This window comes from Pseudomonas sp. A014, assembly GCF_052378495.1.
GTDB lineage: Bacteria > Pseudomonadota > Gammaproteobacteria > Pseudomonadales > Pseudomonadaceae > Aquipseudomonas > Aquipseudomonas machongensis.
Genome location: NZ_CP199001.1, coordinates 1,251,591 through 1,276,385, shown reverse-complemented (window position 1 = coordinate 1,276,385; position 24,795 = coordinate 1,251,591). Strand labels below are relative to the sequence as shown.

Sequence of the window (24,795 nt, the reverse complement as noted above, 5' to 3'; positions counted from 1 at the left end):
GAGTCAGACGACGATGCTGTCAATGCAGCCCAGCCGGTCCCTTTGCGCCCGCCCCTCCACGCTCGCCAGCGCCATTGCCCTTGCCGGCATCGCCCCGATGAGCCAGGCCGCCTTCTTCGAAGACAGTACGGCCACCTTCGAAACCCGCAACATGTACTTCAATCGCGACTTCCGCGATGGCACCAGCTCGCAGCAATCCAAGCGCGACGAATGGGCCCAGGGCTTCATGCTCAACTTCGAATCCGGCTATACCGACGGCACCGTGGGCTTCGGCCTCGACGCCCTGGGCATGCTCGGCATCAAGCTCGACTCCAGCAAGGACCGTACAGGCACCGGCCTGCTGCCGACCCACGACGACGGCAAGGCGGCCAACGAGTACTCCAAGCTCGGCCTGACCGGCAAGGTCAAGATCTCCCAGACCGAACTCAAGGTCGGCACCCTGATCCCGGAACTGCCGACGCTGCAACCCAACGACGGGCGCATCCTGCCGCAGACCTTCGAAGGCGGCCTGCTCACCTCCCGCGAGATCAAGAACTTGACCTTCACCGGCGGGCGCCTGGAAAAGGCCAAGGACCGTGACGACACCAACTGGGAAGACCTGGCGCTGAACAACAAGAACGGCCGCTTCGGTGGTACGTTCCGCGCCGATCACTTCGACCTGGGCGGCCTGGACTACAAGTTCACCGACCGCATCACCGGCAGCTACCACTTCGCCCAGCTCGACGACATCTACCGCCAGCATTTCGTCGGCATGGTCGCCACCCAGCCCTGGGGCCCCGGCACCTTCGGCGCCGACCTGCGCCTCTCGAAGAGCGACGAACAGGGCAAGGCCCTGGCCGGCAAGATCGACAACACCACGGTCAACGGCATGCTCAGCTACGCGCTCAGCGGCCACAAGTTCAGCGCCGCCTACCAGCACCTGTCTGGCGACAGCGCCTTCCCCTATGTCGACGGCGCCGACCCGTACCTGGTCAACTTCGTCCAGATCAACGACTTCGCCGGCGCCGACGAGCGCTCCTGGCAGGTCCGCTACGACTACAACTTTGCCTCCCTGGGCATCCCCGGCCTGACCTTCATGACCCGCTACATCAACGGCGACAACGTCAGCCGCGCCGATGGCAGCGAAGGCAAGGAATGGGAACGCAACACCGAGTTCAAGTATGTGGTGCAGAGCGGTCCGCTGAAGAACGTCGCAGTGCGCCTGCGCAACGCCACCTTCCGTTCCAACTTCGCCCGCGACGCCGATGAAGTACGCCTGCTGGTCAGCTACAGCGTGGCCCTGTGGTAACCCATAACAACAACGCTCACGGAGATAGACGATGAACCTTTCACTACGCCGACTCGTCCTTGCCACTGGCTGCCTGCTGCTGGCAGGCAACGCCCTGGCCGCCGAACCGAAACGCCCGGAATGCATCGCCCCGGCCTCGCCCGGCGGCGGTTTCGACCTGACCTGCAAACTGGTACAGAGCGCACTGGTCGAGGAGAAGATCCTCAGCAAGCCCATGCGCGTCACCTACATGCCAGGCGGTGTTGGCGCCGTGGCCTATAACGCCGTGGTGGCCCAGCGTCCGGCCGATGGTGGCACGCTGGTCGCCTGGTCCAGTGGCTCGCTGCTGAACCTGGCCCAGGGCAAGTTCGGCCGTTTCGACGAGAACGCGGTGAAATGGCTGGCCGCCGTCGGCACCAGCTATGGCGCCATCGCAGTGAAAAGCGACTCGCCCTACAAGACCCTCGATGACCTGGTTGCGGCATTGAAAAAGGACCCGAGCAAGGTGGTGATCGGTTCCGGCGGCACCGTGGGTAGCCAGGACTGGATGCAGACCGCGCTGATCGCCAAGGCTGCCGGCATCAACCCGCGCGACCTGCGTTACGTGGCCCTGGAAGGCGGCGGCGAAATCGCCACCGCGCTGCTCGGCGGCCATATCCAGGTGGGTTCGACCGACATTTCCGACTCCATGCCACACATCCAGAGCGGCAGCATGCGCATCCTCGCGGTGTTCTCGGAAAATCGCCTGGACGAACCTGAAATGAAGAACATCCCGACCGCCAAGGAGCAGGGCTACGACATCGTCTGGCCGGTGGTGCGCGGCTTCTACCTCGGCCCGAAGGTGAGCGACGAAGACTACGCCTGGTGGAAGGAGTCGTTCGACAAGCTGCTGGCCTCGGAAGACTTCGCCAAGCTGCGTGACCAGCGCGAGCTGTTCCCGTTCGCCATGACCGGTGAAGAGCTCGATGGCTACGTGAAGAAGCAGGTCGCCGACTACAAGACCCTGGCCAAGGAATTCGGCCTGATTCAGTAAGCCCCTGCGATCTCTGTGGGAGCGGGCTTGCCCGCGAATTCGCCAGTCGCAGCAGCATCGTTGCCTGGTCTGTTCCATTCGCGGGCAAGCCCGCTCCCACAGGGAAGCATGAAAGCCGCTTCTATCGAGGATTCCTTCATGATCCTGCAACGCATCTTCGCCCTGGTCCTGCTGGCAGTCTGCGCCGCCCTGGCCGTCATGGCCTGGCCGTACCAGGCGGCGTTTTCCTATGAGCCGGTAGGGCCGCGGGCCTACCCGCTGCTGATGCTCGGCCTGATGAGCCTGGGCCTTTTGTATCTGGCGATTCGTCCGACGCCCATCGTGCACAAGGACGATGAAATTCCCCTGGACCGCGAGACCCTCACCAAGATCGCCGCCTGCATCGGCCTGCTGATCGTCTTCGCCGCCACCTTCGAGTCGCTGGGCTTCATCCTCAGCGCCGTCCTCACCGGCCTGCCCATGGCCCGCCTGTATGGCGGCCGCTGGCTGCACAGCGCCATGGTGGTGGTGGGCATGAGCATCTTCCTCTACTGGCTGTTCGACCGGGTGATGGATGTCCCCCTGCCCCTCGGCCTGCTCGACGTACTGGAGAACTGACACATGGATACCTTGAGCTACCTCGGCCAGGGCTTCGGCGTCGCCCTGAGCCCCTACAACCTCGTCACTGCCCTGAGCGGCACCTTGATCGGCACCGTCGTCGGCCTGTTGCCAGGCCTGGGCCCGATCAACGGTGTGGCGCTGCTGATCCCCATCGCCTTCGCCCTCGGCCTGCCGCCGGAGTCGGCGCTGATCCTGCTGGCCGCGGTGTATCTGGGCTGCGAGTACGGCGGCCGGATCAGTTCGATCCTGCTGAACATCCCGGGCGAAGCCTCGACCGTGATGACCACCCTCGATGGCTACCCGATGGCCCGCCAGGGCCTGGCCGGTGTCGCCCTGTCACTGTCGGCCTGGAGCTCGTTCATCGGTGCCTTCATCGCTACCTGCGGCATGGTGCTGTTTGCCCCGCTGCTGGCGAAATGGGCGATCGCCTTCGGACCGGCGGAGTACTTCGTGTTGATGGTGTTCGCCATCGTCGCCCTCGGCGGCATGGCCGGCGACAAGCCACTGAAGACCTTCATCGCCGCGCTGATCGGCCTGTTCCTGTCCGCCGTCGGCATCGACGCCAACAGCGGCGTGTACCGCTTCACCGGTGACAGCGTGCACCTGGCCGACGGTATCCAGTTCGTCGTGCTGGTACTGGGCCTGTTCTCCATCAGCGAGATTCTCCTGCTGCTGGAAAAGACCCACCATGGCCACCAGGCCGTCAAGGCCACCGGGCGCATGTTGTTCAACCTCAAGGAAGCGGCCTCGGTCTTCGTCGTCAACATTCGCTGCGGCCTGCTCGGCTTCTTCATGGGCGTGCTGCCCGGTGCCGGTGCCACCCTGGCCAGCGCCGTGGCGTACATGACCGAGAAGCGTATCGCCGGGACCAGCGGCAAGTTCGGCAAGGGCGATGCCCGTGGCCTCGCCGCCCCGGAAACCGCCATCGGTGCATCCTGCTGCGGCGCCCTGGTGCCAATGCTGACCCTGGGCGTACCAGGTTCGGGCACCACCGCCGTGATGATCGGTGCACTGACCCTGTACAACATCACCCCCGGCCCACTGCTGTTCGAACAGCAGCCTGACATCGTGTGGGGCCTGATCGCCTCGCTGTTCATCGCCAACATCATGCTGGTGATCCTGAACATCCCGATGATCCGCATCTTCACCCGCATCCTTGCCGTGCCGAACTGGGCGCTGGTGCCGGTGATCGCGATCATCACCGCGATCGGCGTCTATGCCGTGCACGCCACCACCTTCGACCTGTTCCTGATGGTTGGCATCGGCATCATGGGCTACATCCTGCGCAAGCTCGACTTCCCGCTGTCGCCGATCCTGCTGGGCTTCATCCTCGGCGGGCTGATGGAGCAGAACCTGCGCCGTGCGCTGTCGATCTCCAACGGCGAGCTGGGCATCCTCTGGTCGAGCCCGATCAGCATGAGCGTGTGGGCACTGGTGTTCTGCATGCTGGCCCTCCCGCTGCTGCGCATCTGGCGCCGCCGCAGCCTGCAGCGCCGGGCCATGGCTGATGCCTGATCGGTCGTTGCCGCTGTTCTGGGCCACCGGGCTGGTCGGACTTGCTGGCGGTTTCATCGCCAGCAAGGTCGGCTGGCCTTTGCCGTGGATGGTCGGCTCGCTGCTGGCGATCATCGCAGTACGCTGCCTCACCCCCTGGCAGCTGTCGGAGATCCCCAACGGCCGCAAATGCGGGCAGTGGGTCATCGGTATCGGTATCGGCCTGCACTTCACCCCGGAAGTGATCGAACAGGTTGCCAGCCATTTCGGCTTGATCTTCTTCGGCGCGCTGCTGACCACGGTCTCCAGCGGCGTCGGCGTGTGGCTGCTGCGCCGCTCCGGTGAGGACCGTGCCACGGCATTCTTTGCCAGCATGCCTGGCGGCTCGGGGGAAATGGTCAACCTGGGCGCGCGCAACGGTGCGGTACTCAGCCAGGTAGCGGCAGCGCAGAGCCTGCGCGTGCTGGCGGTGGTGCTGTGCGTACCGGCGCTGTTCAAGCTGCTGCTGGGCGATGGCGTGGCGCTGAACCATGCCGGCAGCGTCAGTTGGGGCTGGCTGGCGCTGATCGCGCCGCTGAGCATCGGCATGGCGCTGCTCTGGCAACGCCTGCGCCAGCCCAACCCCTGGTTGTTCGGGCCACTGTTGGTGGCCGCCAGCATCAGCCTGGCAAACAACCTGCAGATCGGCCTGCCCAACGGCGCCAGCCAGATCGGCCAGTGGCTGATCGGCAGTGGCCTGGCCTGTCACTTCAACCGCGCGTTCTTCCGCCGTGCGCCGGCATTCCTGGGGCGCACCCTGGTGGCGACGGCCCTGTGCATGCTGATCGCAGGCGGAGCGGCCTGGGTGCTGAGCCTGTTCAGCCACCTGGACCTGCGTTCGCTGACATTGGGGATGATGCCGGGGGGGATTGCCGAGATGAGCCTGACGGCGGAGACCCTGCAACTGTCGGTGCCGCTGGTGACGGCATTGCAGGTGATGCGGCTGCTGTTCGTGCTGTTTCTGGCAGAGCCGATGTTCAGGTATTGGGTGCGCCAGGGCGATTGAGCGGTCGGTCTCTTCGCGGGCAAGCCCGCTCCCACTGGCTGAGGGCAGGCTTGCCCGCGAAGAGACCAACCCGACCGCAAGCCCTTACAACGGCGGCACCGCCCAGTTGATGGGCTCCAATCCGCGCTGCTGCAGGAAGCCGTTGGTCCGGCTGAAATGCCCGCAACCCAAAAATCCGCGATACGCCGACAAGGGCGACGGATGCACCGACTTGAGCACCAGATGCTTGGTCCCGTCGATCAGCTTCTGCTTGCTCTGCGCATGGGAACCCCACAGCAGGAACACCACGTTCTCGCACTGCTCGCTGACCAGCTCGATGATGCGGTCGGTGAAGAACTCCCAGCCCTTCTTGGCATGCGACGCAGCATTGGCACGCTCGACCGTCATGGTGGTGTTGAGCAGCAACACCCCCTGCTCGGCCCAGCTCTGCAGGTAGCCGTGATTGGGGATCGGCAGGTTCAGGTCGCGCTGCAGCTCCTTGTAGATGTTCACCAGCGAAGGCGGCGTCGGCACGCCCGGCTGCACCGAGAAGCACAGACCATGGGCCTGGCCGGGGCCGTGGTAAGGGTCCTGGCCGAGGATCACCACCTTCACCTTGTCCAGCGGCGTGGTGTTGAGGGCGTTGAAGATCAGCGGCCCAGGTGGATAGATCTCCTTGCCCGCGGCATATTCCTGGCGCAGGAATTCGCGCAGCTGCTGCATGTAGGGCTTGTCGAACTCGGCACGCAATGCGGCCTTCCAGCTAGGTTCGAGCTTGATGCGATCGTCGTCGGTCATGGCGCCATCCTGAATCAGAGTGGGCGCGACACTAGGAAAGCCGCCCCGGCTTGTCAATCGCTCCGACCGGTGACAAGCACGATCGGCCAGGCAAGCCATACTTGTGCGACGACTTGCGCGAGGTTGTCCATGTCCATTCATTGCGAGGTACTCACCGGCGCCGATGGCGCCCGTATCGGCATCGCCACCCTGGATGCCGCCAAGACCCTGAACGCCCTGACCCTGCCGATGATCGAGATGCTCGATTCGCACCTGCGCGAATGGGCGCGCGATCCGGGCGTCGTCTGCGTGCTGCTGCGCGGCGATGGCGAAAAGGCCTTCTGCGCAGGCGGCGATGTCCGGGCGCTGGTACAGGCCTGTCGCGAGCATCCCGGCAGCGTGCCGCCGCTGGCGGCAACCTTCTTCGCCGCCGAATACCGCCTCGACTATCTGCTGCACACCTACCCCAAGCCGCTATTGTGCTGGGGCCACGGTCATGTGCTGGGCGGCGGCATGGGCCTGTTGCAGGGTGCCAATGTACGCATCGTCACCCCCAGCAGCCGCCTGGCGATGCCGGAGGTGAGCATCGGTCTGTATCCGGATGTCGGTGCCAGTTGGTTCCTCAGCCGCCTGCCGGGCAAGCTTGGCCTGTTTCTGGCGCTGACAGGTGCGCCGATCAATGCCCGTGACGCCCTTGACCTGGGGTTGGCGGACCGCTTCCTCGGCGAGCAGCAGCAGGCGGCGCTGATTGAGGAACTGCTGCAACTGAACTGGCAGGAACAGACCGACTTGCAACTGAACAGCCTGCTCAGGGCCGAGCAGCATCGCGCCTGGGGCGAACTTCCCGAGGCGCAGTGGCTGCCCCGCCGCGCCGTGATCGATGCGCTGCTCGATATCGCTGACCCGGTAGCCGCCTGGCGGGCCGTGTGCGGCTTGAGACAACACGCCGATCCACTGCTGGCCAAGGCGGGCGAGCGCTTGCATGAAGGCTGCCCGCTCACGGGTCATCTGGTCTGGGAACAGCTTCACCGCGCCCGTCACCTGTCGCTGGCCCAGGTGTTCCAGATGGAATACGCCATGAGCCTGAACTGCTGTCGGCATCCGGAATTCAGCGAAGGGGTGCGTGCTCGCTTGCTCGATAAAGACAACCAACCGCGCTGGCACTGGCCGGATATCGGCAAGGTGCCAGCGGCGGTGGTCGACGCGCATTTCGCTAAAGTCTGGGAGGGGCGACACCCGCTGGCAGATCTGGGCTGATCCTATCGCTGCCAGTTGCGATCCCCGCGCCCCCGGTCCCTTTGCCCATTGGAATGCCAGCGATCATCCCGCCCACCACCACGATAGTCCTGGCGATCGCGGTCACGCCCATAGTCATAGCGCTGGCGGTTGCCGTAGTCATAACGCGGATTGCCATGCCACTGGTTCACCACCGGTGGCGTGTAGGGCCGGTAGTAAGGCGCCGGCGCTGGACGGTAGTAACGCGGTGCCGTCTGGTAGTAATACCGAGGCTGGGGCGCGACGTAGTAACGGTCCTGACGATAGTAGTAACCCGGGTAGGCGTAGCGGTCAGCGGTGTAGTACTCGCTGCGGTAATAGCCCCCGCCCCCGTAGTATGGGGCGCAGGCACTGGTCATCAGGCCAAGCAGAACGACCAACAGGATTCGAGGGTACATGGCGGCCTCCTGGACCGCTGGATTGCCCGGCACAGCGGCGCTGGCGGGCGTCGATCGCAACACGTTGATCGACACTGAGTAAGACAGTGCGCCCGAGGTCCGGTGCCATTTGCGCAACAAATTGAAACAGACAGAACGATCTGGAAATACAAATGGACAGAGGCGCGACAAGAGCTGTGAGCGGATATACTGCGCGCCTCCGTGCAGATCTACCTCGAATACCCGGAAGCCCCCATGAACGACAGCCAGCGCTGCCCCGCCTGCGGCGCCGCCAACCAGTGCGCCCTGGCCGACCCGCGCAGTGCCACCCAGGCCTGCTGGTGTTTCAGCGTCAGCATCGACTCCGCTGTGCTCGAAGCGCTTCCCGACGAACTGCGTAACAAAGCCTGTCTGTGCCCTCGCTGTGCAGCAGTCGACGAACAGCTCAAGGCAGCCGACCAGCGGCAGCCTCTCTAAGACTTGTACGATGCGCCTCGATCGATTTCTCGCCAACTTCCCCCAGTACAATCGCCAGCAGGTGCGCGTGCTGCTGGTGCAGCGCCGTGTGCGGGTCGACGCGCAGCCGGTGATCGATCCGCGCCACGAGGTGCGTGAATTCAGCCGAGTCGAGGTCGATGAGCAGTTGCTGCAGGCAGGGCGCCCAGCACGCTACCTGATGCTGCACAAGCCCGCCGGTTGCGTCAGCGCCACCCGCGACCCGCAGCACCCCACCGTACTCGACCTGCTGCCGCCCGAACTGCGTGACGACCTGCACATTGCCGGGCGCCTGGACTACAACACCACCGGCCTGATGATCCTGACCAATGACGGCCAATGGTCACGCCGCCTGACCCAACCACGCACCAAGCAGGCGAAGATCTATCTGGTCGAGACCGAGGACGAAATCGGCGCGCACTACATCGACAAATTCCGCCAAGGCTTCTACTTCGCCTTCGAAGACCTCACCACCCTGCCCGCCCAACTCGACATTCTGGGCCCACGCAGCGCGCGGCTGGCGATCGTCGAAGGGCGCTATCACCAGGTCAAGCGCATGTTCGGCCACTTCGACAACAAGGTGATCGGCCTGCACCGCGAAAGCATGGGGCCGATCCATCTGGACCCGGCCCTGGCGCCAGGTGCGTTCAGGACGCTGACCGCCGAGGAAATCGCGGCGGTCTGAAGATCGGCCTCAGGCGTTCTTCCTCACCCTGAACCACGCCGCATACAGCGCCGGCAGGAACAACAGCGTCAGCGCCGTGGCCACGATCAGACCACCCATGATCGCCACCGCCATCGGCCCGTAGAACACGCTGCGCGACAGCGGGATCATCGCCAGAACCGCCGCCAGGGCGGTCAGCACGATGGGCCGGAAGCGCCGCACCGTGGCCTCGATGATCGCCTGCCAACGGTCCAGCCCAGCGGCGATGTCCTGCTCGATCTGGTCCACCAGGATCACCGAGTTACGCATGATCATCCCTGCCAGCGCGATGGTGCCAAGCATCGCCACGAAGCCGAACGGCTGGCGGAACACCAGCAGGAACAGGGTCACACCAATCAGCCCCAACGGCGCGGTGAGGAACACCATCACCGTGCGCGAGAAACTGCGCAGCTGGATCATCAGCAGGCTCAGTACCACCACGATGAACAGCGGCATGCCCGCGTTCACCGAGCGTTGACCGCGCTGGGCATCCTCCACCGTGCCGCCGACTTCCAGCAGGTAGCCGTCGGGCAACTGCTCGCGCACCTGCTGCAGAGTCGGCAGGATCTGCTTGACCAGGCTGTCCGGCTGTTCCTTGTCGTAGATGTCGGCACGCACGGTCACCGTCGGCAGGCGATTGCGGTGCCAGATCACGCCCTCTTCGAAGCCGTACTCCAGCGTCGCCACCTGCGACAACGCCACGCTCTGGCCGTTGTCGGTCGGCAGCGCCAGGCTGCCCAGGCTACCCATGTCGCTGCGCTCCTCGCGGGTACCGCGCAGGAGGATCTCGATCAGTTCGTTGTCCTCGCGGTACTGGCTGACCGTAGTACCTGTCAACGAGCTCTGCAGGAAACTGGACAGGTGCGAGGTACTCACCCCCAACGCGCGGGCACGGTCCTGGTCGATCGCCAGGAACACCGCCTTGCTCGGCTCCTCCCAGTCCAGGTGCACGTTGACCACATGCGGGTTCTCGCGCACCTTGGCCGCCACCTCGCGGGCCAGGGCGCGTACTTTCTCGATGTGCTCACCAGTGACCCGGAACTGCACCGGGTAACCCACGGGCGGACCGTTCTCAAGGCGCGTGACCCGCGAGCGCAATTGCGGGAATTCCTGCTCAAGGGTGGTAATGGCCCAGCTGCGCAGGGCTTCGCGGTCTTTGAGCGACTTGGCCAGCACCACGAACTGGGCGAAGCTCGCCGCCGGCAGTTGCTGATCCAGCGGCAGGTAATAACGCGGTGAGCCGGTGCCGACGTAGGCCACGTAGTTGTCGATACCGTCCTGCTGCTTGAGTAGGGCCTCCAGGCGCTTGACCTGCTCGGCGGTATTGGCCAGCGAAGCCCCTTCGGCGAGCTTCAGGTCGATCATCAGCTCAGGCCGCGCCGACGCAGGGAAGAACTGCTGGGGCACGAAGCGGAACAGCACGATGCTGCCGATGAAAGCGGCAATGGTCAGCACGATCACGGTCTTGCGACGGCGCACGCACCACTCCACCACCTTGCGCACACGCTGGTAGAACGGCGTGGCATAAGGGTCGGGCGTATGCTCGCCATTGCCGTGACGCGCCGCGTGGCGCTTGGCCAGGTCCGGCAGCAGGCGGTCGCCCAGGTAGGGGACGAACAATACCGCCGCGACCCACGAGGTCAGCAAGGCGATGGTCACCACCTGGAAGATCGACCGGGTGTACTCGCCGGTGCTCGACGCGGCCGTGGCGATCGGCAGAAAGCCCGCAGCGGTGATCAGCGTGCCGGTCAGCATCGGGAAGGCGGTACTCGACCAGGCATAGCTCGCCGCCTTGAGCCGGTCGTAGCCCTGCTCCATCTTGATCGCCATCATCTCGACCGCAATGATCGCATCGTCCACAAGCAACCCCAGGGCCAGTACCAGCGCCCCCAGCGAAATCTTGTGCAAGCCGATGCCGAAGTAGTGCATCGCGGCGAAGGTCATCGCCAGCACCAGCGGGATCGCCAGCGCCACCACCAACCCCGTGCGCACCCCCAGCGAGAAGAAGCTCACCAGCAACACGATGACCAGTGCCTCGACCAGCACCTGGATGAACTCGCCGACCCCAGCCTTGACCGCTGCCGGCTGATCGGACACCTTGCGCAGCTCCATGCCCGCCGGCAGGTTGTGCGCCAGGCGGGCGAACTCGGCTTCCAGCGCCTTGCCCAGTACCAGAATGTCACCGCCGTCCTTCATCGACACGGCAAGGCCGATGGCATCCTCGCCCATGAAGCGCATACGTGGCGCAGGTGGGTCGTTGAAGCCGCGATGGACTTCGGCGACATCGCCGATGCGGAAGGTTCGGTCGCCTACACGGATGGGGAACTGGCGAATCTGCTCGACGCTGTCGAAGCGCCCGCTGACCCGCAGCTGCAAGCGCTCACTGGGCGTTTCGAAGAAGCCCGCGGTGCTCACCGCATTCTGCTCGCGCAACGCCTGCTGCACCGCCGCCAGCGGCACCCCAAGGGTCGCCAGCTTGGTGTTGGACAGCTCGATCCAGATCTTCTCGTCCTGCAAGCCGATCAGCTCGACCTTGCCCACATCCTTGACCCGCTGCAGCTGGATCTGGATGCGGTCGGCATAATCCTTGAGCACCGCATAGTCGAAGCCTGCCCCGCTCAGGGCGTAGATATTGCCGAAGGTGGTGCCGAACTCGTCGTTGAAGAACGGCCCCTGCACCTCCGGTGGCAAGGTGTGACGAATGTCCGCGACCTTCTTGCGGATCTGGTACCACAGCTCGGGAATTTCGTTCGAATGCATCGAGTCGCGGGCCATGAACGTGACCTGGGACTCACCCGGACGGGAGAACGAGACGATCTTGTCGTACTCGCCGGTCTCCATCAGCTTCTTTTCGATGCGCTCGGTGACCTGTCGGGACACCTCTTCGGCGGTGGCACCAGGCCACAGCGTACGCACGACCATGGCCTTGAAGGTAAAGGGCGGATCTTCACTCTGCCCCAGCTTGGTGTAGGACATGGCGCCAATGGCCGCCAACAGGATCATCAGGAACAGTACGATCTGGCGATTGCGCAGCGCCCAGGCGGAAAGGTTGAAACCCATCGGGACTTACTCCTTGATCGCCAGGTTCACCACACGGTTGCTGCGATCGACCGGCCGTACCTCCTGGCCTTCGCGCAGCACGTGGCCACCCGCGGCGACCACCCAGTCGCTGGCGCCCAGCCCTTCGAGCACCGGCACGCTGTCTGCGCCATAAGGGCCGAGACGCACGGGCGCACGCTCCAGCCGATTGTCCTTGCCAACCCGCCAGACATAAGCCTGGCCCTGCTCGGCAGTCACCGCCGACAGCGGCACCGACAGCGGCGAGTGTTCGGCATGGGCGATGTACACCTTGGCGCTCTGGCCCAGCTCTGCCGGGGCTTGCGTCGATGTGAAAGCGATTCGCGCAGCGAAGGTGCGCGAGCGTGGATCGGCCGCCGGTGACAGCTCGCGGATGCGTCCCTCGAAGCGTTGCTCGGGGTGCGACCACAGTTCGACACTGACCGCCTGCCCTACCGAGAAACGCGCGAACTGTTGCTCGGGCAGGCCGATGGCCACCTCACGTTCGCCATCGGCGGCCAGGGTGAACACTGTCTGCCCCGCCGCAACCACCTGGCCGACTTCGACCTGGCGCTTGGCGATCACCCCGTTCTGCGGCGCCCGCAGCACCGCGTATTCGGCCTGGTTGCCGGCCACGTCGAATTCGGCCTTGGCCTGCTTGAGGCGGGCAAGACCTGCACGGTAGAGGTTCTCGGCATTGTCGAACTGGGAATGGCTGACCATCTGCCGGTCGAGCAGCTTCTGGTAACGGTCGCGTTCGGCCCGCACCAGCGACAGGTTCGCTTCGGCGGCCGCCATCTGCGCGCGGTTGGCCTCCAACTGCAGGCGCACATCCTGTGGATCGAGCTCGGCCAGTGGTTGGTCGGCCTTGACCCGCTGCCCTTCCTCGACCAGGCGCTTGCTGACCTTGCCACCAATACGGAACGCCAGTTCCGGCTCGAACCTGGCGCGTACTTCGCCCGGATAGCTGTCGGCCGAGGCGCCGGTGGGCTGGGGCTGGATCACCAGTGCCGGACGCGGGGCCGCAGGTGCAGCAGCCTCCTGGCCACAGGCAGTGAGCAGCAGAAGGCAGGCAAGGGGCAGGACGAGGGGCGACGCACGACGCAACATGATGGAAGACCTTTCGCAGAGGACGCATCGAATAATTATACTGGCGGGTATATTAAGTCAGCGAAACGACTCCGGGAAGCAGGTGCATGAGAGAAAAATGTATTTGCGCCGCGACGTGCGTAGCAGCCGCGAGCCGCGCGACCCGGTAATATGAGCGCTTCATCAGACAGACACGGATTCCAATGCCCATCGACGCACCCACAGGCCCTGGCCGGCCCAAGGATCTCGCCAAGCGCGAGGCCATCCTCGAAGCCGCCAAATCGCTGTTCCTCAGCCTTGGCTATGCCAACACCAGCATGGATGCGGTCGCTGCGGCGGCAGGTGTTTCAAAACTCACGGTCTATAGCCACTTCAACGACAAGCAGACCCTGTTCGGTTCGGCAGTCATGGCCACCTGCCAGACGCAGCTGCCCGACCTGATCTTCGAGCTGCCCGAGGGCGTGCCGATCGAAGACGTGCTGCTCAACATCGCCCGAGGCTTCCAGGCACTGATCAGCAGCGACGAGTCGGTCAAGCTCACGCGCCTGATCATGGCCCTGGGCAGCCAGGACCCGGGGCTTGGGCAGTTCTTCTACGAGGCGGGGCCCAAGCGGGTGCTGGCCGAGATGGAGGCGTTGCTGCGCTGTGTCGACGAGCGTGGGTTGCTGCGGATCGAGAATCCGTTGCGCGCCGCCGAGCATTTCTTCTGCCTGATCAAGGGCGCTGCCGATTACCGCCTGCTGCTGGGCTGCGCACCGCCGCTGGCCGGAGAGGAAGCCGAGCAGCATGTGCGCGAGGTGGTCGGGGTGTTCATGCGGGCGTATAGCAGCCCCCTGTAGGAGCGGGCTTGCCCGCGAAAAGTACATCGCGCTCATGCACCGGCTTTGCCGGTGTTCGCGGCGGTTCGGCGCCCCCCCTCGAGCTGGCTTCCCCTAAGCCTTCAACGCCTTCTTCGGATAGATATCGTAGCGGCTGGACTTACCTTCCAGGCTGTGACTCGGCTTCGGCCCGTCGATGATCGGCGCCTTGCGCGGGCGCTTGACCACCACCCGGTGGCTGGCCAGCGCCAGCGCCGCCTCCAGCAGTGCCGGAGCATCCAGGTCGTCGCCCACCAGCGGGCGGAACACGCGCATTTCCTTCTTCACCAGCGCGCTCTTGTCACGATGCGGGAACATCGGGTCAAGGTAGATCACCTGCGGCGCCTCGCCCTGCCAATCGCGCATGCGCTCGATGGCGTTACCGGTCAGCAGGCGCATGCGCTCGACGATCGGCGCCACTTCGGCATCCAGGCGCCCACGCGCCAGGCCATCCTCGAGCAACGCAGCAATCAACGGCTGACGTTCGATCAGGGTCATCTGGCAGCCCAGACTCGCCAGCACGAAGGCATCCTTGCCCAGGCCCGCAGTGGCATCGAGCACCTGGGGGCGAACGCCTTGGGCAATACCGACCGCCTTTGCGATCATCTGTCCATTGCCGCCGCCGAACAGGCGCCGATGCGCCGCCTGCCCTTCGACGAAATCCACCCGGACCGGGCCGGGAGCCTGCGGTCCCAATTGCTGGATCTGCAGACCATCAGCACCGATTTGCACAGCGAACTCCGCCGCGTCATCCACCTGCGGCAGGCCCAGACGCTGCGACCATTCCTGTGCCTGCGCCTGGAACGACGCCGACAGCGCCTCGATCCTGATACCTGTGCCCTGCTCTTGCTCTGCCATCCGATCCCGCACTCGAAAAAATTAATGAAACCCCGGCCACGGCCGATAAAAGCTCTATCCGCTATTCTGCCAGAGCACAACGCGCGCGACTGCCATGTCAGATACTCTTCCCATCGGTTTGACCTACCTGTCGCCAGTCGGCAACTACGGTCGCCAGAATACCCAGGCACTGGGCGGCGTCAGCCACCTGTGGCAGGACTTCTTCGCCCGCGCGATGGCCGAGCAGTCCGCAGAAGAGCAGGACAGCTTCAGCCAGGCATTGACTCGCCAGTACGACAAGGACAGCGGCGAGCCACTGGGTGGCGCCAAGGCGCTGGCATTGATCGAAATTCAGCGCGCGCTGCCGGTTCAGGATACCGAGGTGCGTCCGCCAGAGCCGCTGTTCCTGCCCAAGGCGGAACTGGAAGCCAACCTGCTGGAGCCGGCCCCCGAACCCTTCAGCGCCAGCGAACTGATCGAGCAGCAGCGCCAGCTCGACCTCAACGGCAGTTGGCTACGTCCGCTGGTGATGAACCAGGGCCATCCTTCGCCCGAGCCGGGCCCGGCGCCTTCGCCGCGTCCGCTGCACCTGCCAATCGCCGAACTGGAAAAGTACCTGCTAGAGCCCGCCCCGGAACCCTTCGACGACGCGACTCTCGCCAAGCAGCAGACCGACCTGGAGTTCGACACCCACTGGGCGCGCCCGGTGGTGCTGAACAACGTGCGCGTACACGCCTAAATCAGCGACAGACCTGCCACCGCCCCGCATCCAGATGAAAGTGATTGGCGTGGGCGGCGTTGTAGTCAGGCCCAAGCACCGTACTGAAGCTCTCGCAGGCCGCGTCGCGCACTTCGCGCAGGAATTGCCCCTTCGCCCCGCCCGCCTGCCAGTCTCGCGCCAGCACGATGCGCTGGCCATCCTTCAGACGAAAACCGCTGATGTCCAGGGCATTGGCCGTCGCGTGCTGGCTAAGCCGCCCCTGCTCGCGATGATAGACATTGCGACAGGCAAAGCTGCCCAGGTGATCCACCTGTGCCACCGACTGGCCGAACACACGCTGCGCCGCAGGCTGCAGGCCGTGAGTCTCGAACAGCGCATAGGCCACCGCCAGCGGACAACTGGCGAGAAAGCTGCTGCTCAACCGCGCCTCGCCAGCTTCGATACGCCATACGTTGCGTAACGGACAACGCGCCGTTTCCGGGCTGTCGGCCTGTTCCCGATAACGCAGCGCGGAGGTTTGCAGTGCCTGTCGACACAGATCCGGGTCGTCACGCAGGCGTGACAGCTTGTAGGCCGTCAGCAGGTTCGGCGGCTGACGCACATCGAGCGCCGCCCAGGGGTTCCACGCCGCCGGGGGGCGCCATCCGAGATACCAGGCAACAGCGCCTGCGACCATCAGCCCGCCCAACAGCGTCGCCAGCAAGCGCATGGCCGATCAGCGTCGGAACAGATCGTTGAGCTGGGCGAACGGCACCGCCTGCTCGCCGTAAGCGAAAGTGCCCTGGTCGCGGATCTCCAGCGCCGCACGCTGCAAAGCCCCCAGCGCCGCCCTGGCCATTGATGAACCCACACTGATGCGCCGCACACCCAGGTCCTGCAACTGGTTCACCCCCAGCGGCACGCCTGCCATGCCCATCAGCACATTGACCGGCCTGGGCGCAACTGCCTGCACCACTGCTCGTATCTCATCGACGCTGCGCAGGCCTGGGGCATAGAGCACATCGGCACCGGCCTCGGCGAACGCCTGCAGCCGCTTGATGGTGTCATCCAGGTCCAAGCGCCCGTGCAGCAGGTTTTCTGCACGGGCACAGAGAGTGAACGGGAAAGGCAGGCTGCGGGCCGCCTGCACTGCCGCGCGTACGCGCTCGACGGCCAGGTCGAAGTCATGGATGGGGGAATCGCGGCGACCGCTGGCGTCCTCGATCGAGCCGCCCACCAACCCGGCCTCGGCGGCACGCAGGATGGTCTGCGCGCAGTCTTCGGGCCGGTCGCCGAAACCGTTCTCCAGATCTGCGGCCACCGGCAGAGGTGTGGCATCGACGATGGCCTGGGCGTTGGCCAGGGTTTCATCGAGGCTCAGAGCGCCCTCAGCATCAGGACGGCCCAGACTGAAGGCCAATCCTGCGCTGGTCGTGGCCAGTGCCTCGAAGCCCAGCGCAGCCAGCAGCTTGGCGGACCCGGCGTCCCAAGGATTGGCGATGACGAAGGCGCCATCACGCTCATGCAACATCTTGAAGGCTTCGGCTCGCAGGGTTTGCACATCCATGATCAGGTCTCCGGCAAGGTCTGGGGGTCAGAGTAATCCCAGTTGTTCGACCTCAGGTGCGCGCGGCAATTCCGGCAAGGCCGCCAGGCCCGGCAACCGCACCATGAGGCGCTGGTGAAAGTGCTGGGCCAAGGCTGCGGCCAGGCGGTTGTCGGAGGTGTGCAGGAAAATGTACGGGCAACGCCCCTCCTCGATCCAGCCGGCGACCTTGTCTACCCAGGGTGTGAGAAAGCAGTCGTTGGCAGCCAACTCCGGATGACCGATGAAGCGCACCTGCGGGTGCTGGCTGAAGGCGGCCGGACGCGGCGGCACCTTGGGCTTCTTGGCCTGCGCGTGCAGCACCGCCGGGTCGCGCGACGTGCAACTGAATAGTGCCCGCGGATCCAGGCAGATCCGCTCCGCACCGCGCTTATGCAACAGTCGGTTGAGCAGGCGCTCTTCATCGCCACGGGCGAAGAAGGCATCGTTGCGCACCTCGACAGCCACTGGCACACCGATCTCGTCGAGAAAGTGACTCAGTTCCGCCAATCGGGCCGGCCCGAACAGCGCTGGCAGTTGCAACCAGTAGGGGGTTACTCGCTCGCCCAGCGGCGCCAACAGGCGGGTGAAGTCCAGCGCGGATTCAAGCTGATCACGCAGATCGCCCGCATGGCTGACGTCACCGGGAAACTTCGCAGTGAAGCGAAACCGCTGGGGCATGACCTGGGCCCAGCGCTCCACCGTGGCGGGCGCAGGACGGGCGTAGAAGGTGGTGTTGCCCTCGACCGCATTGAACACCTGGCTGTACAGGCCAAGGTATTCAGCAGGGCGGGCGTCGGCGGGATAGAGGTAGTCGCGCCAAGCGTTCTCGCTCCAGGACGGACAACCGAGGTGATAAGGCAGAGGCGATGGATTCATCCATCAAATGTACAGGTCCAACCCCAGCACTTCCATCTCCCAATCGGTGAAACCGGCGGTGCTGAGGTAGCTGGCCAGCGCGGTGGCGGTGCGACGGTCACGGGCGCGGGGGAATACCATGTCCTGCTGACGCGCAGGCAGGCCGGCGCTGCGGCGGTTGGCGCGGACAATCTGCTCGGCTTCGTCGTCTTCGGCGTCCTCGATTACCTGTGCATCGTCGATGCTCTCGTCGCGCACCAACGCCTTGCGCGGGGCACGCTTGACCGGGTAGGACTGTGAGGAGAAACCGTCGATGCGCATGATGGGTGCACTCGTGAGCAATGATGGCAATCTAGCAGCATCAGGCTTCCATCACCAATGCGCGTGTGATAACTGGACCACAGTTCGCGCAAAAGGTTTTATCTCGAACGGCAATAGCCGACGAACTGCACTCAGCGCGCCTTGGGCGTAGCGACGTTATCGCGCAGATAGACCGGTTGCGCCTGTTCGGCCGCAACCGCCTCGCCACGCGCCCAGGCATGACCGGCCAGGCTGAGGATATCCAGGGCATGCGGCAGGGCCTGGGCATCGCAACGCTCGACCTGCACCGCCAGACGCTCGCCGTAACCCCAGCCAGTGCCGGCACCGAACCACTGGCCGGCCTGGGGCAGCGCCGCCCGCTCAGGTGCGATCACCCGCTCCTGGTCGAGCAGGCGCATTTCGCCATCATGCGCCTGGTAGCAGCCCCAATACACTTCGTCCATACGCGCATCGATGGCCGCGGCCACCTGCTGCACGCCCTGTTGGCGCAACGCTCCCTGGGCCAGGGCGGCGAGGTTCGACACCGGCAGCACCGGGCGTTCGAGGGCGAACGCCAGGCCCTGGACCACACCGATGGCGATGCGCACACCCGTGAAGGCCCCAGGCCCACGGCCAAAGGCGATGGCATCCACTGCACTCAGGGCGATACCGGAGTCGGCGAGCAACTGCTTGATCATCGGCAGCAGCTTCTGCGCATGCTGGCGCGGGATCACCTCGTAATGGCTGGTCACCTTGCCGTCATGCAGCAGGGCGACGGAACAGGCTTCGGTGGCGGTATCCAGGGCCAGCAGGGTGGTCATCGAACGTGTATCCAGGCGAGAGGGAAAAGAGCGGCAGTATAAACGACAACGGCCCGCAAGCGGGCCGTTGTAAAACGCAGAGGGCGATCAGCTCAGGGCTGCCAGCACCTTGGCGGTGATCGACTCGACCGAGCCGACGCCTTCGATGTGGGCGTACTTGGGCTTGCCGGCGTTAGCGGCGGACAGCTTCTGGTAGAAGTCCACCAGCGGCTTGGTCTGGCTGTGGTAGACCGACAGGCGGTGACGCACGGTTTCTTCCTTGTCGTCGTCGCGCTGGATCAGGTCTTCGCCGGTGACATCGTCCTTGCCTGCCACTTTCGGCGGGTTGTACTGGATGTGGTAGGTGCGGCCCGAGGCCAGGTGCACGCGGCGACCGGCCATGCGACCGACGATCTCTTCGTCGTCCACGGCGATTTCGACTACGGCATCAATGTCGACACCGGCAGCGACCATGGCTTCGGCCTGCGGGATGGTGCGTGGGAAACCGTCGAACAGGCAGCCCTTGGCGCAGTCTGGCTGAGCGATGCGCTCCTTCACCAGGCTGATGATCAGATCGTCGGAAACCAGCTGGCCGGCGTCCATGACTTTCTTCAGTTCCAGACCCAGCGGGGTGCCGGCCTTGACAGCGGAACGCAGCATGTCGCCGGTGGAGATCTGTGGAATACCGAACTTCTCGGTGATGAACTTTGCCTGAGTACCTTTACCGGCCCCGGGAGCTCCCAGCAGAATTACGCGCATCTTGTGCTCCTCATATTTTTTTATTGCAAATCAATGGATTCGGCGTTCAGGGCCAAGTCCGGAAAATCGGATCAGACCGGAAAATCGGTCAAAAGGCTGCTCAAGATACACAGCGCCCGGCAGCCAGACAAGCGTTCCAAAGTTGCACGAAAACCCATCTGGCGCCGTTTTGCCGAGCAGGTTGCACCCATCGCAACCTACCCCGATACACCCCGTGCCTGCACCACCATGCAGCCTGCTGCTGCGCTGCCGAACGGCCTCAGCCGGTGTTGCGCAAACCGGCGGCAATACCGGCCACGGTCACCAGCAGGGCCTGCTCCAGCGGGCTGTCCAGAGCGGCTTCGCGCACCCGCGACCGGGCCAGCAGCTCGGCCTGCAGGCGGTGCAGCGGGTCCAGGTAGGTGTTGCGCAGGCTGATGAATTCCAGGGTCTCCGGGCTGTGTGCCAGTAGCACCGGCTGGCCGGTGAGGCCCAACACCACCTGGCACGACTGCGACAATAGGTCGCGCAGATGCGCACCCAATGGCAGCAGCGCCGGTTGCACTAGACGTTCGTCGTAGGCCCTGGCGATTTCCGCATCGGCCTTGGCCAGCACCATCTCCAGCATGTCGATGCGGGTGCGGAAGAACGGCCACTGCTCACGCATCTGCCCCAGCAGCTCACCCTGGCCGCGCGCCAGGGCATTGCCCAGCGCCGTTTCCCACCCAAGCCAGGCCGGCAGCATCAGGCGCGTCTGGGTCCAGCCGAAGATCCACGGGATGGCCCGCAGGCTTTCGATGCCGCCCGCCCGGCGCTTGGCCGGCCGACTGCCTAACGGCAGGCGCCCAAGTTCCTGCTCCGGGGTGGACTGACGGAAGTACTCGACGAAATCGGGGTTCTCGCGAACCACCGCGCGATAAGCCTTCACCCCATCGGCGGCGAGCTGGTCCATGAGTTCGCGCCAGGCAGGCTCGGGCGGTGGCGGCGGCAGCAAGGTCGCCTCGAGCACCGCCGCCAGGTAGAGATTGAGGTTCTGCTCGGCGATCCCCGGCAGGCCGAACTTGAAACGGATCATCTCGCCCTGTTCGGTCGTGCGGAAACGCCCCGCCACCGAACCTGGCGGTTGGGAAAGGATCGCCGCATGGGCCGGGCCACCGCCACGGCCGACGGTGCCGCCACGGCCGTGGAACAACAGCAGTTCGACTTGGTGTTCGCGGCAGATGCGCACCAGGTTTTCCTGCGCCCGGTACTGCGCCCAGGCGGCTGCAGTGGTACCGGCATCCTTGGCCGAGTCCGAGTAACCGATCATCACCTCCTGCGGCCCGTGCAGGCCGGCACGGTAGCCCGGCAGGCCGAGCAGTCGTTCCATCACTGGGCCTGCGTTGTCCAGGTCGGCGAGCGTTTCGAACAGCGGCACCACGCGCATCGGCCGGGTCAGGCCGGCCTCCTTGAGCAGCAGTTGCACGGCCAGCACATCCGATGCTGCGCCAGCCATGGAGATGACATAGGAGCCAAGCGATGCCGCTGGCGCTGCAGCAATCTCGCGGCAGGTGGCAAGCACCTCGGCAGTCTCGGCCTCGGGCTGGAAATGCGCGGGCAACAGCGGCCGACGATTCTTCAGCTCGGCCTGGAGGAAGCTCATGCGCTGTTCTTCGTCCCACTCGGCATAACGCCCGAGCCCCAGGTACTCGGTGATCTCCGACAGCGCGTCGCGGTGCCGGGCCGCATCCTGACGCACGTCCAGGCGCACCAGGAACAGGCCGAAGGTCACCGCCCGGCGCAGGCAGTCGAGCAACGGGCCGTCGGCGATCACACCCATGCCGCAGTCGTGCAGCGACTGATAGCACAGTTGCAGTGGTTCGATCAGTTCACGGTTGTCGGCGAGCACGTCCGCACCGGCAGGCTGCGGACCGGCCAGCGAGGCATGCGCCCAAGCCCGGGTGGCACGCAGGCGATCACGCAGTTGCTTGAGGAAGGCGCGGTAGGGCTCGGCGCTGTCACCCACCTTGGCGCGCAGGGCGTCACTGGCCTGTTGCATGGACAGTTCGGCGGCGAGGTAGTCGATATCGCGCAGGAACAGGTCGGCCGCCATCCAGCGTGCCAACAACAGCACCTCGCGGGTGACCGGGGCGGTGACGTTGGGGTTGCCATCGCGGTCGCCGCCCATCCACGAGGCGAAACGCACCGGCGCCGCTTCCAGCGGCAGGTGCAGGCCCGTGGCCTCGAACAGCGCCTTGTCGACCTTGCGCAGGTGGCTGGGAATCGCCTGCCACAGGGAATGCTCGATCACCGCAAAGCCCCATTTGGCCTCATCGACCGGCGTTGGCCGGGTGCGTCGAATCTCCTCGGTGTGCCAGGCCTCGGCGATCAAACGGCGCAGGCGCTCGCGCACCTGCTGGCGCTCGGCCGGCGTGAGGTCGCGATGGTCCTGCGCGGCAAGCTGCGCGGCGATGGCATCGTATTTCTGGATCAGCGTACGCCGCGCCACTTCGGTGGGGTGGGCAGTGAGTACCAGCTGGATGTCCAGCTTGGCCAGTTGCCGGGCCAAGGCATCGTTGCCATGCCCTGCCTGCTTGAGGCGCGCCAGCAACTCGGGCAGAGCACGGTCCTCGAACGGCGCCGGTTGGTCGGCGCCACGGCGATGGATCAACTGGTACTGCTCGGCAATGTTGGCCAGGTTGAGGAACTGATTGAAGGCCCGGGCAACCGGCAACAGGTCATCGTCTGCAAGATCGCCGAGGGTGGAGCTCAACTGCTCGGCCGCGCCACGGCGATCGGCCTTGGCGCTGTGACGGATATCCTCGATCTTCTGCAGGAATGCCTCGCCATGCTGCTGGCGGATGGTCTCGCCCAGCAGTTCACCCAACAGATGGACATCCTCACGCAAGCGCACATCGATATCGGTCATTGGCTCTCCTCATCGCGCGGTCCACCCGCGCCGCCGCCCAGGTCATTGCCCAAGAGTGCCCACAGGCGCCCCCGCAAGGCAAGCCGGGATCGGCCAATGCAACTAAAGTGAAGAGACGGCCCTCACAGCTCATGCCATGGTTTTACAGAGGTCATCATGAAAATCCGCGAGCTCGCACAACATTGGGAACAGAACGCCGCCGGCACCCTCAGCCCCACCGGGCACCACCTGCACTTGGACCTGGAGTCCGAAGCGCGCCTGGCAGCCTTGGTCGAGATGTACCCCAAGCGCACCACCGAAGAATTGCTCGGCGAACTGGTTGCCGCCGCGCTCGAAGAACTCGAAGCCAGCTTCCCCTACGTGAAGGGCCAGCAGGTGATCGCCACCGATGAAGAGGGTGATCCCCTGTACGAAGATATCGGCCCCACGCCACGCTTCCTCAGCCTGTCGCGGCGGCATCTGCACGACCTCAGCCACTCGCTCCCCAAGCGCGACGCCTGAGCCGAAAGGCCCAGCAATACTGCCGCGCATGGCAATAGTTCCGTAGGAAAAGCACTGACTGACCAGTCAGAAATAATTACGAAGCCTACGCAACTTTTTCTGAACTATTCTGAAAATGCTCAAGTCGGAGCCAATAGCCATCACGCAAAAACCCTGCACGCATGGTGTTTGGCTTTGGACTCGAGCACATGCGTATGTCAGGGAGCGATGGACTGCCACGGACATCGTTATCAGGAGTGATCCAATGGAGTTGACCACCATGAAGACCCGCACCGAAAAATTCCCGTCCAACTCTCTGCGCGGGCTCAAGCTGGCCGCGCTGGCGCTTGGCAGCAGCCTGGTACTGGCTGGCTGTGCTGGCAACCCGCCGACCGAGCAGTATGCGGTGACCCAGTCTGCCGTGAACTCTGCCGTCAGCGCAGGCGGCACCGAGTTTGCCGCCGTGGAGATGAAAGCGGCGCAGGACAAGTTCAAGCAGGCGGAAATCGCCATGCATGACAAGAAGTACGACGAAGCCAAGCGACTGGCCGAACAGGCCGAATGGGACGCCCGCGTTGCCGAGCGCAAGGCACAGGCAGCCAAGGCCCAGAAAGCCGTGCAGGATGCCCGCCAGGGCGTTCAGGACGTACGTGAGGAAGGCCTGCGCAGCGCCCAGTGAGGCCTGTCCGGTATTCCCCTGCCTTCGTTATCGATCAAAGGATGAACACAATGCGCAATTACGTAATGATCCCTGCCCTGTTGGCTCTGAGCGTCGGTCTGGCTGCGTGCTCGCACGACCCGAACGCCAACCTGGAATCGGCCCGCACCAACTTCTCGGCGCTGCAGAGCGATCCGCAGGCGAGCAAGCTGGCAGCCCTCGAGACCAAGGATGCCCAGGACTGGCTGAACAAGGCTGACAAGGCCTACATGGACCGCGAAGACGAGAAGAAGGTCGATCAACTGGCCTACCTGACCAACCAGCGTGTCGAAGTCGCCAAACAGACCATCGCCCTGCGTACCGCAGAAGCCGATATCAAAAATGCGGCGGCGCAACGCGCCCAGGCCAAGCTGGACGCCCGCGACGCGCAGATCAAGAAGCTGCAGGACAGCCTCAACGCCAAGCAGACCGACCGCGGTACGCTGGTGACCTTCGGCGACGTGCTGTTCGACTTCAACAAGGCTGACCTGAAGAGCAGCGCCCTGCCGAACATCACCACCCTGGCCAACTTCCTCCAGGAAAACCCGGAGCGCAAGGTGATCGTCGAGGGCTATACCGACAGCGTCGGTTCGGCCAGCTACAACCAGGGCCTGTCGGAGCGTCGCGCCGAAAGCGTGCGCCGTGCGCTGCTGCGTGCTGGCATCGACCCATCCCGCGTGGTCGCCCAAGGCTATGGCAAGGAGTATCCGGTCGCGGACAACTCCAGCAACTCGGGCCGTGCGCAGAACCGTCGCGTGGAGGTGACCATCTCCAACGACAACCAGCCAGTTCAGCCGCGTTCCACCATGCGCTGATACAGGTTGCGTGAGTGATATGAAAAACC

The 24,795-nt window shown here is 64.7% G+C and carries 25 protein-coding genes; 13 read left to right on the top strand and 12 right to left on the bottom strand.

Annotation, left to right across the window (positions count from 1 at the left end):
• The first annotated feature begins 13 nt into the window (after window positions 1-13).
• The 5 genes from ACTYOL_RS06105 to ACTYOL_RS06085 all read left to right on the top strand — a co-directional run bounded on the left by ACTYOL_RS06105 (window position 14) and on the right by ACTYOL_RS06085 (window position 5,439).
• On the top strand, window positions 14-1,288 hold the full coding sequence (locus ACTYOL_RS06105; protein WP_063543370.1) for an OprD family porin: 1,275 nt from the start codon (window positions 14-16) through the stop codon (window positions 1,286-1,288).
• Between the two features lie 31 nt (window positions 1,289-1,319).
• Window positions 1,320-2,300 (top strand): Bug family tripartite tricarboxylate transporter substrate binding protein, encoded by a 981-nt coding sequence (locus ACTYOL_RS06100; protein WP_153773987.1) that lies wholly within the window; start codon window positions 1,320-1,322, stop codon window positions 2,298-2,300.
• Window positions 2,301-2,438: 138 nt separating this feature from the next.
• Entirely contained in the window at window positions 2,439-2,897 is a 459-nt protein-coding gene (locus ACTYOL_RS06095; protein ID WP_153773986.1) for a tripartite tricarboxylate transporter TctB family protein, read from the top strand.
• Window positions 2,898-2,900: 3 nt separating this feature from the next.
• Window positions 2,901-4,415 carry a tripartite tricarboxylate transporter permease gene (locus ACTYOL_RS06090; RefSeq protein WP_054891849.1) on the top strand — a complete coding sequence of 505 codons (1,515 nt, stop codon included), beginning with the start codon at window positions 2,901-2,903 and terminating at the stop codon, window positions 4,413-4,415.
• Entirely contained in the window at window positions 4,408-5,439 is a 1,032-nt protein-coding gene (locus ACTYOL_RS06085) for an AbrB family transcriptional regulator (protein WP_153773985.1), read from the top strand. Before ACTYOL_RS06090 ends, ACTYOL_RS06085 begins: the two co-directional genes overlap by 8 nt.
• A gap of 84 nt (window positions 5,440-5,523) precedes the next feature.
• Here ACTYOL_RS06085 and ung read toward each other — a convergent pair whose 3' ends face one another.
• Window positions 5,524-6,216 carry a uracil-DNA glycosylase gene (gene ung / locus ACTYOL_RS06080; RefSeq protein ID WP_054891851.1) on the bottom strand — a complete coding sequence of 231 codons (693 nt, stop codon included), beginning with the start codon at window positions 6,214-6,216 and terminating at the stop codon, window positions 5,524-5,526.
• 129 nt (window positions 6,217-6,345) lie between these two features.
• Between ung and ACTYOL_RS06075 the strand changes: the two genes are divergently transcribed.
• Entirely contained in the window at window positions 6,346-7,452 is a 1,107-nt protein-coding gene (locus ACTYOL_RS06075) for an enoyl-CoA hydratase/isomerase family protein (RefSeq protein ID WP_153773984.1), read from the top strand.
• Between the two features lie 2 nt (window positions 7,453-7,454).
• Here the strand turns inward: ACTYOL_RS06075 and ACTYOL_RS06070 are convergent, their stop codons facing one another.
• Window positions 7,455-7,868, bottom strand: a complete 414-nt coding sequence (locus ACTYOL_RS06070) for a hypothetical protein (RefSeq protein WP_153773983.1) — start codon at window positions 7,866-7,868, stop codon at window positions 7,455-7,457.
• Window positions 7,869-8,102: 234 nt separating this feature from the next.
• Here ACTYOL_RS06070 and ACTYOL_RS06065 point away from each other — a divergent pair, with 234 nt between their 5' ends.
• Window positions 8,103-8,324 carry a cysteine-rich CWC family protein gene (locus tag ACTYOL_RS06065; protein WP_153773982.1) on the top strand — a complete coding sequence of 74 codons (222 nt, stop codon included), beginning with the start codon at window positions 8,103-8,105 and terminating at the stop codon, window positions 8,322-8,324.
• A gap of 10 nt (window positions 8,325-8,334) precedes the next feature.
• Window positions 8,335-9,027 (top strand): pseudouridine synthase, encoded by a 693-nt coding sequence (locus ACTYOL_RS06060; protein ID WP_151925346.1) that lies wholly within the window; start codon window positions 8,335-8,337, stop codon window positions 9,025-9,027.
• A 9-nt stretch (window positions 9,028-9,036) separates the two neighbouring features.
• Here the strand turns inward: ACTYOL_RS06060 and ACTYOL_RS06055 are convergent, their stop codons facing one another.
• Both ACTYOL_RS06055 and ACTYOL_RS06050 read right to left on the bottom strand, forming a co-directional pair.
• Entirely contained in the window at window positions 9,037-12,105 is a 3,069-nt protein-coding gene (locus ACTYOL_RS06055) for an efflux RND transporter permease subunit (protein ID WP_151925345.1), read from the bottom strand.
• Window positions 12,106-12,111: 6 nt separating this feature from the next.
• Complete coding sequence (locus ACTYOL_RS06050) at window positions 12,112-13,212, bottom strand: efflux RND transporter periplasmic adaptor subunit (RefSeq protein WP_200603177.1); 1,101 nt, start codon at window positions 13,210-13,212, stop codon at window positions 12,112-12,114.
• Window positions 13,213-13,394: 182 nt separating this feature from the next.
• Between ACTYOL_RS06050 and ACTYOL_RS06045 the strand changes: the two genes are divergently transcribed.
• Complete coding sequence (locus tag ACTYOL_RS06045; protein ID WP_444757670.1) at window positions 13,395-14,030, top strand: TetR/AcrR family transcriptional regulator; 636 nt, start codon at window positions 13,395-13,397, stop codon at window positions 14,028-14,030.
• Window positions 14,031-14,123: 93 nt separating this feature from the next.
• Here ACTYOL_RS06045 and ACTYOL_RS06040 read toward each other — a convergent pair whose 3' ends face one another.
• Window positions 14,124-14,906 carry a class I SAM-dependent methyltransferase gene (locus tag ACTYOL_RS06040; protein ID WP_444757669.1) on the bottom strand — a complete coding sequence of 261 codons (783 nt, stop codon included), beginning with the start codon at window positions 14,904-14,906 and terminating at the stop codon, window positions 14,124-14,126.
• A 94-nt stretch (window positions 14,907-15,000) separates the two neighbouring features.
• Here ACTYOL_RS06040 and ACTYOL_RS06035 point away from each other — a divergent pair, with 94 nt between their 5' ends.
• Window positions 15,001-15,624: a hypothetical protein gene (locus ACTYOL_RS06035; RefSeq protein ID WP_054895054.1), complete on the top strand. Its 624-nt coding sequence runs from the start codon at window positions 15,001-15,003 to the stop codon at window positions 15,622-15,624.
• Window position 15,625: 1 nt separating this feature from the next.
• Here ACTYOL_RS06035 and ACTYOL_RS06030 read toward each other — a convergent pair whose 3' ends face one another.
• The 7 genes from ACTYOL_RS06030 to ppc form a co-directional block, all read right to left on the bottom strand.
• Window positions 15,626-16,315, bottom strand: a complete 690-nt coding sequence (locus tag ACTYOL_RS06030) for an extensin-like domain-containing protein (RefSeq protein ID WP_200603174.1) — start codon at window positions 16,313-16,315, stop codon at window positions 15,626-15,628.
• Between the two features lie 6 nt (window positions 16,316-16,321).
• Window positions 16,322-17,152 carry an isocitrate lyase/PEP mutase family protein gene (locus ACTYOL_RS06025; RefSeq protein WP_153773978.1) on the bottom strand — a complete coding sequence of 277 codons (831 nt, stop codon included), beginning with the start codon at window positions 17,150-17,152 and terminating at the stop codon, window positions 16,322-16,324.
• Window positions 17,153-17,179: 27 nt separating this feature from the next.
• Window positions 17,180-18,049, bottom strand: a complete 870-nt coding sequence (locus ACTYOL_RS06020) for a DUF72 domain-containing protein (RefSeq protein ID WP_444757668.1) — start codon at window positions 18,047-18,049, stop codon at window positions 17,180-17,182.
• A gap of 3 nt (window positions 18,050-18,052) precedes the next feature.
• Complete coding sequence (locus ACTYOL_RS06015) at window positions 18,053-18,349, bottom strand: hypothetical protein (protein WP_444757667.1); 297 nt, start codon at window positions 18,347-18,349, stop codon at window positions 18,053-18,055.
• Between the two features lie 131 nt (window positions 18,350-18,480).
• Entirely contained in the window at window positions 18,481-19,149 is a 669-nt protein-coding gene (gene tsaB / locus ACTYOL_RS06010; protein ID WP_444757666.1) for a tRNA (adenosine(37)-N6)-threonylcarbamoyltransferase complex dimerization subunit type 1 TsaB, read from the bottom strand.
• An 87-nt stretch (window positions 19,150-19,236) separates the two neighbouring features.
• Window positions 19,237-19,887, bottom strand: coding sequence for an adenylate kinase (gene adk / locus ACTYOL_RS06005; protein WP_444757665.1), 651 nt, complete (start codon window positions 19,885-19,887; stop codon window positions 19,237-19,239).
• Between the two features lie 259 nt (window positions 19,888-20,146).
• Window positions 20,147-22,774: a phosphoenolpyruvate carboxylase gene (gene ppc / locus ACTYOL_RS06000; RefSeq protein WP_444757664.1), complete on the bottom strand. Its 2,628-nt coding sequence runs from the start codon at window positions 22,772-22,774 to the stop codon at window positions 20,147-20,149.
• A 156-nt stretch (window positions 22,775-22,930) separates the two neighbouring features.
• On the opposite strand from ppc, the gene ACTYOL_RS05995 reads away from it, so the two are divergent.
• The 3 genes from ACTYOL_RS05995 to ACTYOL_RS05985 all read left to right on the top strand — a co-directional run bounded on the left by ACTYOL_RS05995 (window position 22,931) and on the right by ACTYOL_RS05985 (window position 24,766).
• Entirely contained in the window at window positions 22,931-23,275 is a 345-nt protein-coding gene (locus tag ACTYOL_RS05995; RefSeq protein WP_197893188.1) for a pilin assembly protein, read from the top strand.
• A 244-nt stretch (window positions 23,276-23,519) separates the two neighbouring features.
• Complete coding sequence (locus tag ACTYOL_RS05990) at window positions 23,520-23,933, top strand: DUF4398 domain-containing protein (RefSeq protein ID WP_054895063.1); 414 nt, start codon at window positions 23,520-23,522, stop codon at window positions 23,931-23,933.
• 50 nt (window positions 23,934-23,983) lie between these two features.
• On the top strand, window positions 23,984-24,766 hold the full coding sequence (locus ACTYOL_RS05985) for an OmpA family protein (protein WP_054895064.1): 783 nt from the start codon (window positions 23,984-23,986) through the stop codon (window positions 24,764-24,766).
• Window positions 24,767-24,795 lie beyond the last annotated feature (29 nt).

Bases quoted from the DNA above. Each gene is read 5' to 3' on its own strand.
- ACTYOL_RS06085 (WP_153773985.1), top strand. From the start codon at position 4,408: ATGCCTGATCGGTCGTTGCCGCTGTTCTGGGCCACCGGGCTGGTCGGA.
- ACTYOL_RS06105 (WP_063543370.1), top strand. From the start codon at position 14: ATGCTGTCAATGCAGCCCAGCCGGTCCCTTTGCGCCCGCCCCTCCACG.
- ACTYOL_RS06065 (WP_153773982.1), top strand. From the start codon at position 8,103: ATGAACGACAGCCAGCGCTGCCCCGCCTGCGGCGCCGCCAACCAGTGC.
- adk (WP_444757665.1), bottom strand. From the start codon at position 19,887: ATGCGCGTAATTCTGCTGGGAGCTCCCGGGGCCGGTAAAGGTACTCAG.
- ACTYOL_RS06045 (WP_444757670.1), top strand. From the start codon at position 13,395: ATGCCCATCGACGCACCCACAGGCCCTGGCCGGCCCAAGGATCTCGCC.
- ACTYOL_RS06070 (WP_153773983.1), bottom strand. From the start codon at position 7,868: ATGTACCCTCGAATCCTGTTGGTCGTTCTGCTTGGCCTGATGACCAGT.
- ACTYOL_RS06060 (WP_151925346.1), top strand. From the start codon at position 8,335: ATGCGCCTCGATCGATTTCTCGCCAACTTCCCCCAGTACAATCGCCAG.
- ACTYOL_RS06090 (WP_054891849.1), top strand. From the start codon at position 2,901: ATGGATACCTTGAGCTACCTCGGCCAGGGCTTCGGCGTCGCCCTGAGC.
- ung (WP_054891851.1), bottom strand. From the start codon at position 6,216: ATGACCGACGACGATCGCATCAAGCTCGAACCTAGCTGGAAGGCCGCA.
- ppc (WP_444757664.1), bottom strand. From the start codon at position 22,774: ATGACCGATATCGATGTGCGCTTGCGTGAGGATGTCCATCTGTTGGGT.
- ACTYOL_RS06035 (WP_054895054.1), top strand. From the start codon at position 15,001: ATGTCAGATACTCTTCCCATCGGTTTGACCTACCTGTCGCCAGTCGGC.
- ACTYOL_RS06020 (WP_444757668.1), bottom strand. From the start codon at position 18,049: ATGAATCCATCGCCTCTGCCTTATCACCTCGGTTGTCCGTCCTGGAGC.
- tsaB (WP_444757666.1), bottom strand. From the start codon at position 19,149: ATGACCACCCTGCTGGCCCTGGATACCGCCACCGAAGCCTGTTCCGTC.
- ACTYOL_RS06055 (WP_151925345.1), bottom strand. From the start codon at position 12,105: ATGGGTTTCAACCTTTCCGCCTGGGCGCTGCGCAATCGCCAGATCGTA.
- ACTYOL_RS06025 (WP_153773978.1), bottom strand. From the start codon at position 17,152: ATGGATGTGCAAACCCTGCGAGCCGAAGCCTTCAAGATGTTGCATGAG.
- ACTYOL_RS06030 (WP_200603174.1), bottom strand. From the start codon at position 16,315: ATGCGCTTGCTGGCGACGCTGTTGGGCGGGCTGATGGTCGCAGGCGCT.
- ACTYOL_RS06015 (WP_444757667.1), bottom strand. From the start codon at position 18,349: ATGCGCATCGACGGTTTCTCCTCACAGTCCTACCCGGTCAAGCGTGCC.
- ACTYOL_RS05995 (WP_197893188.1), top strand. From the start codon at position 22,931: ATGAAAATCCGCGAGCTCGCACAACATTGGGAACAGAACGCCGCCGGC.
- ACTYOL_RS06095 (WP_153773986.1), top strand. From the start codon at position 2,439: ATGATCCTGCAACGCATCTTCGCCCTGGTCCTGCTGGCAGTCTGCGCC.
- ACTYOL_RS05990 (WP_054895063.1), top strand. From the start codon at position 23,520: ATGGAGTTGACCACCATGAAGACCCGCACCGAAAAATTCCCGTCCAAC.
- ACTYOL_RS06050 (WP_200603177.1), bottom strand. From the start codon at position 13,212: ATGTTGCGTCGTGCGTCGCCCCTCGTCCTGCCCCTTGCCTGCCTTCTG.
- ACTYOL_RS06100 (WP_153773987.1), top strand. From the start codon at position 1,320: ATGAACCTTTCACTACGCCGACTCGTCCTTGCCACTGGCTGCCTGCTG.
- ACTYOL_RS06040 (WP_444757669.1), bottom strand. From the start codon at position 14,906: ATGGCAGAGCAAGAGCAGGGCACAGGTATCAGGATCGAGGCGCTGTCG.
- ACTYOL_RS06075 (WP_153773984.1), top strand. From the start codon at position 6,346: ATGTCCATTCATTGCGAGGTACTCACCGGCGCCGATGGCGCCCGTATC.
- ACTYOL_RS05985 (WP_054895064.1), top strand. From the start codon at position 23,984: ATGCGCAATTACGTAATGATCCCTGCCCTGTTGGCTCTGAGCGTCGGT.